Consider the following 11,916-nt stretch of genomic DNA (forward strand, 5'->3'; position numbering starts at 1 on the left):
GCGCTTTATTTGACTGATTTGATTTCTGCAAGGAGTTTCACCACATGGCTTTCATCAAAATGACCGACTTGGATCTGAAGGGCAAACGTGTCCTGATCCGCGCCGACCTGAATGTACCTGTCAAAGACGGCAAAGTTACTTCCGACGCCCGTATTACTGCTTCCATGCCGACGATTGAGCACGCCATGAAAGCTGGTGCAAAAGTCATGGTCATGTCCCACCGTGGTCGTCCGACCGAAGGCGAAGTGGATGAAGCCAACTCCATGCAGCCTATCGCTGAAGACATGAGCGCTAAGCTGGGCAAAGATGTGCGTCTGGTCAAGGACTACATCAATGGTGGTTTTGACGTTGCCGAAGGCGAAGTTGTCCTGCTGGAAAATGTACGCTTCAACGCTGGTGAAAAGAAAGACAACGAAGAGCTGGCGAAGAAATATGCCGCTCTGTGCGATATTTTCGTGATGGATGCTTTCGGTACAGCGCACCGTGCGCAAGCTTCTACCCACGGCGCAGGCAAGTTTGCCCCAGTCGCAGCCGCCGGTATTTTGCTGACCGAAGAACTGATTGCGCTGGACAAGGCGCTGGCAAAACCGGCACGCCCAATGGTGGCTATCGTCGGTGGTTCCAAAGTTTCCACCAAACTGACCGTGCTGGAAGCGCTTTCTGAAAAATGTGAGCAACTGGTTGTCGGTGGCGGTATTGCCAACACCTTCCTGAAAGCTACCGGTCACAACGTTGGCAAATCCCTGTGTGAAGACGATCTGGTTGATACAGCCAATGTCCTGATCAAGAAAATGACTGCTCGCGGCGCGACTATTCCTATCGCGGTTGACGTGGTGTGTGGCAAGAAATTCGACCCAGCCGAGCCAGCCGTATTGAAAGATGCCAAAGACGTGGCTGACGACGACATGATTTTCGACATCGGCCCCAAGTCTGCACAAGAGCTGGTCGACATCATCATGAACGCTGGTACGGTGGTTTGGAATGGTCCGGTCGGTGTATTCGAGTTTGACCAATTCGGCGAAGGCACTAAAGCCATTTCCATGGCAATGGCTGAAACCAAAGCGTTCACGCTGGCGGGCGGTGGCGATACTATCGCAGCGATTCAAAAATACGATATTTACGACAAGATTTCCTACATCTCCACTGCTGGCGGTGCTTTCCTGGAGTATCTGGAAGGCAAGACACTCCCGGCAGTTGCCATGCTGGAAGAACGCGCCAAAGGCTGATTAACTAAGCCCGCCATTGTCAGACTTTAGTCTGACAATGGTTTTTCAGTACATGATTTCATAATACAACTATCATAGAACAAGCATAAACTAAGCACTTTACAGCACACAGTTAATAGGTAATACATTGAGAAGGACTAAAATTGTAGCGACTATGGGGCCTGCTACAGATACGCCAGAGGCGATCGAAGCTATTATTCGGGCGGGTGTGGACGTAGTGCGGATGAATTTCTCACACGGTACACACGAAGAACATGCGGCGCGTGCCGTGTTGGTGCGTGAGTTGGCGCATAAAGTTGGACGAATAGTTGCCATTTTGGGTGACTTGCAAGGGCCAAAGTTACGTATTGCACGCTTCATCGACGGTAAAATCACCCTGAAACCGGGTGATGCTTTCATCTTGGATGCAGAGCTTGCTGCCGATGCTGGCACGCAAGAGCGGGTCGGACTGGGTTACAAGGAACTGATCAACGACGTGGTCGTCGGCGATGAACTCTGGTTGGATGATGGGCGTATTGTCTTGGAAATCACCGCATTGAAGGGGCAGGAAATCCATACCCGCGCTATCAATGGCGGTATTTTGTCAAACAATAAAGGCTTGAATCGTCGGGGCGGTGGTTTGAGTGCTGAAGCCCTTACGGATAAAGACAAGGAAGATATTGCCGCCGCCGCCAGCATTGGCGTGGATTTTCTGGCAGTGTCTTTCCCGCGTTCGGCGGCTGATATTCATGAAGCGCGTCGTCTGGCATTGGAAGCGGGTTGCAAAGCCGGAATCGTGGCCAAGATGGAACGTGCGGAAACGATGGAAGCAGCCATCCGCGATGAAATCATTCTGGCTTCAGATGTCATTATGATTGCACGGGGTGACTTGGGTGTGGAAATTGGCGATGCCAAGTTGCCACAAGCCCAAAAATGCCTGATAAGCCGTGCCCGTACCCTAAACCGTGCGGTCATCACTGCGACGCAGATGATGGAAACCATGATCGATAATCCGATCCCCACGCGTGCAGAAGTGTTTGACGTTGCCAATGCGGTCATGGATGGCACGGATGCGGTCATGCTATCCGGCGAAACGGCGACGGGTAAACACCCGGCACTGGTGGTTAAAACGATGGCGGCTATTTGTGATGAGGCTGAAAATTCCAACTATACCAGTCGGTCTGGGCATCGTATGGAAGAGCATTTCGAGCGCATCGATGAAGGTATCGCGATGGCAACCATGTACACGGCCAATCACATGGGTGTACGGGCGATTGCGACATTGACCGAATCAGGTGCTACGCCGTTGTGGATGTCGCGGATTCGTTCCGGTATTCCGATTTACGCGTTAACGTCCCGCGATGCGGCTGCCCGGCGCGTGTGTATGTACCGTGGTGTTTATCCGGTGAAATTGCACGAACCGATGAAAGACCCGAAAATCGCCAATCGCCAAGCCGTTGAGCTGATGATTGAAGAAGGTATCGTGGAAAATGGTGACCTGGTCATTATCACCAAGGGTGATTTTATGGGCATTAAGGGTGGTACCAACCAGCTCAAAATTCTGCGCGTTGGTGAGCATCAGAATGGTTAAGACACAATATATATAGTTTACATAACATTTCGAGGAGAACGACATGGCTTTGATTTCATTGCGCCAATTACTGGATCATGCGGCTGAAAACAGCTACGGGATGCCAGCATTCAACGTTAACAACATGGAGCAAATCCACGCGATCATGCAAGCGGCGGATGCGTGCAACTCCCCGGTTATTCTGCAAGGTTCCGCTGGTGCGCGTTCTTACGCAGGCGAACCGTTCCTGCGTCATCTGGTACTGGCGGCGGTCGAAATGTACCCGCATATCCCGGTTGTTATGCATCAGGATCACGGCTCTGAGCCAGCAGTTTGCTTCCGTTCCATCCAGTCCGGCTTCTCATCGGTCATGATGGACGGCTCCCTGATGGCTGACGCAAAAACCCCTTCCAGCTACGAATACAACGTGGAAACGACCCGTAAAGTGGTTGAACTGGCGCACGCTTGCGGCGTTTCTGTTGAAGGCGAATTGGGTTGCTTGGGTTCACTGGAAACCGGCATGATGGGTGAAGAAGACGGCCACGGCGCAGAAGGCGTGCTGGATCATTCCATGTTGTTGACTGACCCAGAAGAAGCGGCTGACTTCGTGCGCAAGACGGGTGTTGACGCGCTGGCAATTGCTATCGGTACGTCTCACGGTGCATACAAGTTCACCAAGAAGCCTACTGGCAACGTACTGCGTATTGACCGCGTGAAAGAAATCCATGCACGTATCCCAACCGTTCACTTGGTTATGCACGGTTCTTCTTCTGTGCCAGAAGACTGGCTCGAAATCATTAACAACTACGGCGGCGACATGGGTCAAACCTACGGCGTACCGGTTTCTGAAATCGTTGAAGGCATCAAGCACGGCGTGCGTAAAGTCAACATCGACACTGACCTGCGTATGGCATCCACAGGTGCAATCCGTAAGCACTTGCATGACAACAAGGCTAACTTTGACCCACGTAAGTTCCTGAAAGAAGCGACTGGCGCGATGAAAGGCATCTGCCAAGACCGCTTTGAAGCGTTTGGTTGTGCAGGCATGGCTGACAAGATCAAGCCTGTGTCACTGGAAGTGATGTTCGGTCAATACAAAGCTGGCAAACTCGACCCGAAAGTGTCTTGATGTTCAGCGTGTAAAACCTAAAAAAAGGGGCTTCGTGCCCCTTTTTTTAGGTGAGTGAGGTATTTGGAGTGTTTGGGCATGACGTTAAACCTGCCAGTCGGTCAGCCGCAGGTTGGCGACACGTTCAAATTCACAGGTGTTGTTTGTCACCAGTACAGCATCATGTGCCCGCGCAATGGCTGCGATCAGCATGTCATTTAGACCGATCAGCTTGCCTTGGCGGCTTAGGTCGGCACGGATTTGGGCGTATTCTTGCGATACACCATGCTACATCGAGGAGGTTACGCTGCCGCCTCTTCCTTTGTTGCCTTTAGCGCAGCACTTTTGAGGTGCTCTTTAAAGTTAATGCCTTGATCAGCCAGTTTCAAAAAGTCGCCTGATTCATCTTTTTTGGTAAATTGTAAAAACCACCCAATAATCTGGGGACCCGGTATCTTGATAACTACCCGGTTATTGTTGGATGCCGCTGTTGAGCTTGAGCTTTTAGATTTTGCACTTCCACTATTGTCACCATTGCTAGCCCACCAACCACCACCGCCGGAGCTGGAACTCTCAGTGCTGCTTTTTTTGTCGGTGCTGGATGACTCTGCATTTTCCGTGATGATGGTAATATCTTTTGCGATGAGGAAAGCAACTGGGTAATTGGCTAATTTGGAGTCCTGAATGTGATCCCTCATTTTACTTACTTTGTCATGCTCACCACTTGCAAAAGCCTCTTCAATGTCATCTTTGTTCAAGCCTGTATTCACTTTCAAACCAGGTGCAATGTGGTGGAAGGCTTTGCTCATTGAGAAAATACCAGGGTTAAACCATCCCCCTCTGTCTATGGTTACTTTGGTGACCCGTAAGCCAATTTTTATCGACTCTCTGGATTCACGGGTTTCTACGACGGAAGTTGCCTGGGAGGTGGTTGTTTTATTGACGCTATGCCAGTACCCTCTGTACACGACAAAACCACTAACCCCTTGATTTAGCTAGGCTGTCAGTTCATTAATGAAAGTCCATCGCCCCTATGTTCCACTCTCAAGTCTACACAGGAGAGCGGAATGGATCTGAGCGACGGACTGAGGGACAGTTTAAAAGCCCATCTGGGTTGGGGCAAGCCCCGGCTTGATTGTTTTGTTGGCATGTTGCTGGGTTTATTCCGGCTCAAGCAGATCAACCTGACGCAACTCGCGTTGGCGTTTGCCAGCGATGCAGACCCCCGCTCCCGCTACCGTCGCCTGCAACGGTTTTTTGCCCTCGTCTGGTTTGATTATGATGCCATTGCGCGGTTACAGATGGGATTCTTCGGCTTTCCGGGAAAAAAATACCACCTCACCCTCGACCGGACGAACTGGCAGTTGGGCAAAGCCAACCTCAACATTCTGACGTTGGGTGTTGTGTATAAAGGGACAGCGATCCCGGTGTATTGGCTGGTGCTGAACAAGAAGGGCAACTCTAACCAGCGTGAACGCATCGCCTTGTTGAACCGCTTCATCAGCCAATTTGGGCGGGATAACATCCTCGGTATCCTGGGCGATAGGGAGTTCATCGGTGAACACTGGTGGAAATGGCTGACCCGGCATCAGATACCTTTCTTGATGCGGATCAAGGAAAACCAGTTGATGACCAACCGCCAAGGGCATCAGCAAAACATGCACTCACGTTTCAAGGACTTGAAGCAAGGGCAGCACCGTTTCCTGAGAAAAACCTTCCGCGTCAGCGGGCAGTGGGTTTGGCTCAGCGGCATGAAGTTAGACAGCGGGGAACTGCTGGTGTTGGCGGCGAACCAACCGTTTCGTGACCCTTTCGGCACTTACCGCTTGCGTTGGGAGATCGAAAACCTGTTCCAATGCCTGAAAGGGCGCGGCTTCCATTGGGAAGATACGCGCTTGACCCACTATCGCCGTATCAAGAAAGTCATGGCCTTGCTCGCCATTGGATTCTGCTGGGCGCACAAGGTGGGCGAATGGAAACACCGCTTCATCAGGCCACTGACCATCAAAAAACACGGGCGGCCTGAACAGAGTTTGTTCCGCTATGGGTTGGATGTTTTGACCAACAGTTTGTTGCATGGCTTTCGCCGGACAGAGGATGCCATCAGGTTATGGGTGCTGTTTTTATGGCCTCCTGACTTGATCACTACCCAAGATGGAAGGGTAATTTTGATCTTGAAAATCGAGGATTAGGAAAATTGTCGTGTACAGAGATGAGGCTATGGAGCAGTATGAGAAAGCAGTACCGCTATATGAACGTGCTTTAGGCATTAAAGAAAAAACTCTCGGCAAGGATCATTCAGATGTTGCTACCAGTCTCAACAACCTCGCTGCGTTGTATTCTTCACAGGGGCAGTACAGTGAGGCAGTTCCGTTATTCGAGCGAGCCTTACATATTGTTGAGAACCGTTTAGGCAAAGATCACCCCGATACTAAATCCGTGCGGGCAAACCATGAAGCGTTGTTGGAAAAAATGAAGCAGGCGCAGCGTTAACCACGCGGGTAGAGATCCAAACTACCTTCACCCCATCACTCACCAGCAGCCCACGCCGACAACTTCGGCAAGCGTGCAATCTCCGGCAACGGCAAATAGCCTTGCACTCAAACGGCGTTTTGCGTTGCAAGGTTACGAAGCCCATATACTTCTGCCAGTGAATTTTGTATGCGTATACGCTATCATAACAACATGATAGTCACACTCGATACCAATGTACTACTGGCAGCATTGATCAGCGCAAACGGTGCGTCACATTTCATTTTGAATCTGATTTTAGAAGAAAAAATCAGGCTTGCACTGTCTACGTCAGTGGTTTTGGAATACGACGACGTACTCAAACGCCCCGACATCCAAGCCTTGCACCATCTGAGTATTGCAGACGTTGATGACATCGTGGATACCTTGCTGTTATTAGCGCGAAAACATGCGATTTACTATCGGCTACGCCCTAACTTGGTGGATGAAGGCGACAACCTGATATTTGAATGTGCGTTTACCAGTAATAGCGATTATTTGATTACATCCAATATCAGAGACTTTACCAACGCGGAATGGCGCGGTGCAGCCTTCGAGGTTGTAACCCCCAGTGATTTTTGCAAACGATGGAGAAGCACCCATGAGTGAATCTTGCTTAGGCAATAAAACACAAGTTGTCACCTTGCGCGTACCCAGTGAGCTAAAAAATCGTTTGGAACAACAGGCGAAATTTCAAGGGGTTTCGTTGAATAACCTTGCCAACTACCTGCTGACAACACAACTGAGCCAGCTTGAAACCCTGGCGAGTATTGAGCAGCGCTTGCGCACTAAAAACCTCAGTAACTTGAAGCAAAAAATCGCGTTACTGTTGGATAAAGTGCCACACAATCCTAACGTGCCAGAGTGGGATCAGTTGTGATTGTAATATTTCTAGTCAGTATCATTCCCCAGCAATCACTAACGCCTTGTCGATCAGCTTGGGGCTGAGATGAGCATCGGTTTGCTGAATGATTTGCAGATACGGTTTAATGGTAGGAATGAGCTAATTTTCTTTGGCTAACAACAGGCTATAGCAACCAGTGGAGAGGTATCGGCAATAACCAGCATCAGCAGGCTAACCGAAAATCAGCCAGCTCGGCTTCCAAGTCTTCGGGCGTGTAGTTGATGGTCGGAATGTCGTGTTTTTTGCACTCTGCCATGAAGGTGTAAGGTGCTTTCTCCATTCTATAGCGGCAAGGCGGTCTTATCCACCACCCGGCGCAGCACAAAGCTGGAATGCACCCCGCTCACACCCGGTATCCGCGTAATGCGGTTGAGCAGCAATTCCTGAAACGCATCCATATCCTTGACCACCACCTTGAGCTGGTAATCGGCGGACTGCCCGGTGATCAGCAGGCATTCGAGCACTTCGGGGATGTCGGCGATACGCGCTTCAAAGGTGTTGAAACGTTCCGGGGTGTGCTGATCCATCGAGATGTGGATCAAGGCCATCAGCGACAGGCCGAGCTTTTTCGCATCCAGCAAGGCTCGGTAGCCAGTGATGAAACCGGCCTCCTCCAGTATGCGTACCCGGCGCAGGCAGGGCGAGGGGGAAAGGCCGATACTGTCAGCCAAGTCTTGATTGCTGATGCTGCCGTTGTTTTGCAGGGTGCGGAGGATGTGCCAGTCGTAGCGGTCGAGTTCTGTGGTCATGCTTGCTGTTCCTGCGGCGCGATTTTGGGCATAGCGCAGCAAGAAACCCTGTGCTGATACTGATTAGCTTGCAGCATGGCGCTTCTTTCCCGTGTGCTGTTGTGTGCGTTGTGCCTGAATGCGCTTCAAGAGTTCTGCGGCGGGTTCATCGTCCGGGTCTTGCGGCACCAGCTCACCCCGGAACGCCTTCACCAACACCGCTTGCGTTAGGCGATCCAGCCGCTGTTTCGCCGCCTTGTACTGCTTCTCCACCGAATCCGCCAGCGCAAACAACGACTCCACCCGCCGCACAATCTCCCCCTGCTCTTCAATATTCGGTAACAGTATCTTTTGTTCTTTTATATCCTTGCCAGAAATTCCTTTTTGACCTGACGTGGTTTTTACGCAGTCAGTTACCGACCGTCTAGCTTCAGATGATGCGAAATAAAGTTCAGCATATTCAGGTAGAACTTCATGAGTCAATCTAACTCGCATCAGCTTATCTGGATAAAGCAAATATTCATGTTTTAGCTCACGAACTAAACCACAGACACCAACAAACTCCAGACTGCCGTTGTAGCGTGTAAACAGCAAGTCGCCAACTTTAATCTTGTATGTATCTAGTGTCTTTTTTTCGCAAGCTAAATACCGAATGTCATCTTGGAAGACTTTTCCCGATCTTATAGCATTAATTCTAAGAATTGGATAACCTTCAGCATTTTCATTCGGCTTAGGTGATAACCCATTTTTCAACTCAAGAATTAAGCCTCCAAAAATCCGCTCTGCATAATCACAATCCTCATCCTCCCGCCACTCCCGCGTCAACTCTCCCGAAGTCGCCGCAGCCAACACCGCTTGCCGGAAGCGTTTCAGCAGGGTAGGGATTTTTTCCAGCCGAGCCTGAGCGTTGTCGACTTTGTCGAGAATGCTGTCGAGTTTATTGGCTATGCGGATTTGTTCGGGGAGGGGGGCAAGAATAAATGGTGCTTCTTTTCCTTGTTTTGTACCCAATCGCGGCATATTTACGCCATAAGACATTTCATTTACATATTCGATGAATTTTTTGCTTTTAAGATTGTAAAACAAATATCTACTATCTAAGTAATCACTTCTCTTTAAGGGAATGATTTCAGTTGAACAATAACCGCTTTGATTCGCGATGATCACTTTGTCGAGATAAGGGCGTAATTTCCCATAAAGCACATCGCCTTCGCTGAATTTATTTTTGGTGCTTTTAGATTGACGTTCAGCATAAGTTGCTTTGGTAATTAATTTGGATTTACCTTTTTCAATATCCTCAAGCTCTAAAACCCAAGCATCATCTTCAATTACTGATGACTCAACTTTTGTGGTGCTACCGTAATCAGCAACATCACCCAAAGTGGTTTCAATCCAGCCGGGGGGGAGTTGGCTGCTCGAAGAAACCCCTCCTAGCCTCCCCTTATCAGGGGAGGGATAAGAGGGCGCGGATTCTTCGCTCCCTTCCCTGATAAGGGGAGGGTTGGGGAGGGGTTTCTTTATAGACCCAGCATCTTGTCCATTTCGGCGGCTGACTGCTGCATCTCCTTCTTCAATGATTCGATCTCTGACGGCTTGAGCCGGTTTGTCATTGGCGAGATGACGCGCTTCACTTTCCGTGAGCGCATCAGAACCATAACCCTTTGCTTTCTTGGAATCATGTTCAATGTCACCATGCTTTGTCATATCAAACCCCCACCGCACTGTCGTCTTCCACCACGCCCAACTCCACCAGAATCGCCTGTAATTCGCTCATCGCCCCCGCCATTTCTTCCAGCGCAGCGCTGATCAGCACATCAGGTTCAGGCAGGTTAGCGCTGTCTTCGGTGCTGTCGTCGCGTATCCACGCCAGATCGAGCGAATCGTCTTTGGCGGCAATCGCTTCCCGGCTGAAACAACGCATCCGGCAGCCCTCCACACCGTCAGGGTGGCCTGCCACAAACGCTTGCCGCGCCGCCTCATCCACGACCGTCAAATCGTCGCCGACGGCGCGGTAAAACTCCGCCAGATGGCTGGGGCTGAACACTGTGCGCTTACCAAACTGCGGCATATTCGCCCGCAAATCGTACACCCACACGTTCTGCGTATTGCCCTTGTCCTGACGCACATCCGCCGGTTTGGAGAAAAACAGCACATTGGTTTTCACCCCCGCCGCGTAAAAAATCCCGGTCGGCAGCCGCAAAATCGTGTGCAGGTTGCATTTTTCCATCAAATCCTTGCGGATTGTGCGCCCCATGCCGCTCTCAAACAGCACATTATCCGGCAATACCACCGCCGCCCGCCCACCGGGTTTCAGCATCCGCAAATACATCAGGTGCAAAAACGCCAGTTGCTTGTTGGAAGTGTAATGCACCAAATCATCCCGCGTCGGCACGCCCCCGCCCTGCTTGGTGCCAAACGGCGGATTCGCCAGAATCAAACTCGCCGCTGGCAACGCCCGCCCTTCATTGGAAAGGGTATCACCAAACAAAATACCCGCGTGCTGATCATCCACCGCCAAATCGTGCAGCATCAGATTCATCATCGCCAGACGGCGCGTATCCGGCACCAGCTCCATGCCGAAAAAGGTCTTGTGCTGGTAGTTGTCGTAAGCGATTTCATCCAGCGATGCCACATCGTTATGCTCGATAATGTAATGGTGCGCACTGATCAGAAAGCCGCCTGTTCCCGCCGTCGGGTCAACGATCACATCGGCAAGCTGCGGCTTCATCAGCTCGACCATCGCATTGATCAACACCCGTGGGGTGAAATATTGCCCCGCGCCGGATTTCTTTTCCCCCGCATTGATCTCCAGCAACCCCTCGTACATATCGCCCAGCCCTTCCGCCTTGGCGCTGTACCAGTCGAGCTTGTCGATTTCCGACACCAGCTTATTGAGCGTGGCAGGCTTGCGGATCACGGTGCTGGCATTAGCGTAAATCGCCTTGGTAATCAGCGAACCGTGCGAACCAAGGTGGATCAGCAGTTTTTTATACGCCTCCAAACGGGTCGCGGCGTTATAGCCTTCCAAATCAGACCAGCGGAAACCGGCGGGGATGTGCTCTTCCTGCCCGGTTTCATCCACCATTTTCAGGAATACCAGATAGGTCAGCTCGTTGATGTATTCGTGATAAGTCACGCCGTCATCGCGCAGCAGGTTACACAGATTCCAGAGTTTGGCGACGAGATCTTGAGTGCTCATGGGGTTCCTGACAAAAAATGGTTACTTGGGGATGATGACACGCGGGGCAAGCCCTAACCGTTTGACGCGACGGGCAAATCGACGGTCATCGAAGGAAGCCATGGCTTCGCAGTCCTGATAATGGGCATGGTGCAAAGCATCAGCAAAATCTAGCCCATCCTCCAGACCCTCAATAGCCTGCTCCACTTCTTCACGCGCCTCAATATGGATATGCGACTGCCCTAGCAAATGGCGAAAGACAGGGACAATTTCATCCGGCTCGAAGTGGTAATAACCGCGTAGCACCCACTCAAGCTCCAGCATGACCGTCTTGCTGACCTTCAATGCCTGACCGGATTCAAACAGTTGCTTGGCAGCAATCTGTTGTTTCTGGGCTTCGCCGTCATCTTCATCATGAACGTAATAGCGAGCCAGAATATTGGTATCCAATCCGATCATGACTTACTCAACAAACTAGCAACATCAAAATCAACCGGCACGGCTTTGCGCCTGCTTTTCAGCATCCCAAAGCCATTACTGGTAACGGTTTCCGGCGTTTTACTGACGCACAATTCGACGTGGTTGCCTGACAGCACAAACGACACCCGGCTTCCCTTACGAATGCCTAAACGTTGACGGATTTTTAACGGTATGGTCACTTGGCCTTTGCTGGTAACTGATGTTGTTTCCATGATGTTAACTCCAAAGTAAT

Annotated in this window: 14 protein-coding genes and 1 pseudogene; 7 read left to right on the forward strand and 8 right to left on the reverse strand. The window is 50.8% G+C overall.

Annotated features, from left to right (window positions below; genetic code table 11):
* The first annotated feature begins 44 nt into the window (after positions 1-44).
* From J9253_RS18265 to fba, 3 genes are all read left to right on the forward strand, one after another.
* Positions 45-1,226: a phosphoglycerate kinase gene (locus J9253_RS18265; protein WP_028488275.1), complete on the forward strand. Its 1,182-nt coding sequence runs from the start codon at positions 45-47 to the stop codon at positions 1,224-1,226.
* A gap of 127 nt (positions 1,227-1,353) precedes the next feature.
* Positions 1,354-2,796 (forward strand): pyruvate kinase, encoded by a 1,443-nt coding sequence (gene pyk / locus J9253_RS18270; protein ID WP_210222286.1) that lies wholly within the window; start codon positions 1,354-1,356, stop codon positions 2,794-2,796.
* Positions 2,797-2,839: 43 nt separating this feature from the next.
* Complete coding sequence (gene fba / locus J9253_RS18275) at positions 2,840-3,904, forward strand: class II fructose-bisphosphate aldolase (protein ID WP_210222287.1); 1,065 nt, start codon at positions 2,840-2,842, stop codon at positions 3,902-3,904.
* An 84-nt stretch (positions 3,905-3,988) separates the two neighbouring features.
* On the opposite strand, the pseudogene J9253_RS21260 reads toward fba, so the two are convergent.
* Both J9253_RS21260 and J9253_RS18280 read right to left on the reverse strand, forming a co-directional pair.
* A pseudogene (locus tag J9253_RS21260) lies at positions 3,989-4,147 on the reverse strand (type II toxin-antitoxin system VapC family toxin); the annotation flags it as partial.
* A gap of 38 nt (positions 4,148-4,185) precedes the next feature.
* Positions 4,186-4,692 carry a hypothetical protein gene (locus J9253_RS18280; RefSeq protein ID WP_210222288.1) on the reverse strand — a complete coding sequence of 169 codons (507 nt, stop codon included), beginning with the start codon at positions 4,690-4,692 and terminating at the stop codon, positions 4,186-4,188.
* 258 nt (positions 4,693-4,950) lie between these two features.
* Between J9253_RS18280 and J9253_RS18285 the strand changes: the two genes are divergently transcribed.
* The 4 genes from J9253_RS18285 (at position 4,951) to J9253_RS18300 (ending at position 7,274) form a co-directional block, all read left to right on the forward strand.
* A complete protein-coding gene (locus J9253_RS18285; protein ID WP_210222289.1) occupies positions 4,951-6,075 on the forward strand; it encodes an IS4 family transposase in 1,125 nt (374 codons plus the stop codon).
* A gap of 10 nt (positions 6,076-6,085) precedes the next feature.
* Positions 6,086-6,376: a tetratricopeptide repeat protein gene (locus J9253_RS18290; RefSeq protein WP_210222290.1), complete on the forward strand. Its 291-nt coding sequence runs from the start codon at positions 6,086-6,088 to the stop codon at positions 6,374-6,376.
* A gap of 192 nt (positions 6,377-6,568) precedes the next feature.
* The gene (locus J9253_RS18295) at positions 6,569-7,003 is read left to right on the forward strand and encodes a putative toxin-antitoxin system toxin component, PIN family (protein WP_210222291.1); all 435 of its coding nucleotides are present in this window, start codon (positions 6,569-6,571) and stop codon (positions 7,001-7,003) included.
* Complete coding sequence (locus J9253_RS18300) at positions 6,996-7,274, forward strand: ribbon-helix-helix domain-containing protein (RefSeq protein ID WP_210222292.1); 279 nt, start codon at positions 6,996-6,998, stop codon at positions 7,272-7,274. The genes J9253_RS18295 and J9253_RS18300 overlap by 8 nt, the downstream gene beginning before the upstream one ends.
* A gap of 187 nt (positions 7,275-7,461) precedes the next feature.
* Here the strand turns inward: J9253_RS18300 and J9253_RS21045 are convergent, their stop codons facing one another.
* The 6 genes from J9253_RS21045 to J9253_RS18325 form a co-directional block, all read right to left on the reverse strand.
* Positions 7,462-7,578, reverse strand: coding sequence for a UPF0175 family protein (locus tag J9253_RS21045; protein WP_228291427.1), 117 nt, complete (start codon positions 7,576-7,578; stop codon positions 7,462-7,464).
* A 1-nt stretch (position 7,579) separates the two neighbouring features.
* Positions 7,580-8,047 carry an Lrp/AsnC family transcriptional regulator gene (locus tag J9253_RS18305; RefSeq protein ID WP_210222293.1) on the reverse strand — a complete coding sequence of 156 codons (468 nt, stop codon included), beginning with the start codon at positions 8,045-8,047 and terminating at the stop codon, positions 7,580-7,582.
* Positions 8,048-8,110: 63 nt separating this feature from the next.
* Positions 8,111-9,730, reverse strand: coding sequence for a restriction endonuclease subunit S (locus tag J9253_RS18310; RefSeq protein ID WP_210222294.1), 1,620 nt, complete (start codon positions 9,728-9,730; stop codon positions 8,111-8,113).
* A gap of 1 nt (position 9,731) precedes the next feature.
* Entirely contained in the window at positions 9,732-11,225 is a 1,494-nt protein-coding gene (locus tag J9253_RS18315) for a class I SAM-dependent DNA methyltransferase (RefSeq protein ID WP_210222295.1), read from the reverse strand.
* A gap of 21 nt (positions 11,226-11,246) precedes the next feature.
* Positions 11,247-11,663, reverse strand: coding sequence for a type II toxin-antitoxin system VapC family toxin (locus J9253_RS18320; RefSeq protein WP_210222296.1), 417 nt, complete (start codon positions 11,661-11,663; stop codon positions 11,247-11,249).
* Positions 11,660-11,896 (reverse strand): AbrB/MazE/SpoVT family DNA-binding domain-containing protein, encoded by a 237-nt coding sequence (locus J9253_RS18325; RefSeq protein WP_210222297.1) that lies wholly within the window; start codon positions 11,894-11,896, stop codon positions 11,660-11,662. The genes J9253_RS18320 and J9253_RS18325 overlap by 4 nt, the downstream gene beginning before the upstream one ends.
* Positions 11,897-11,916: the final 20 nt, after the last annotated feature.

The organism is Thiothrix litoralis (assembly GCF_017901135.1).
Taxonomy (GTDB): Bacteria; Pseudomonadota; Gammaproteobacteria; order Thiotrichales; family Thiotrichaceae; genus Thiothrix; species Thiothrix litoralis.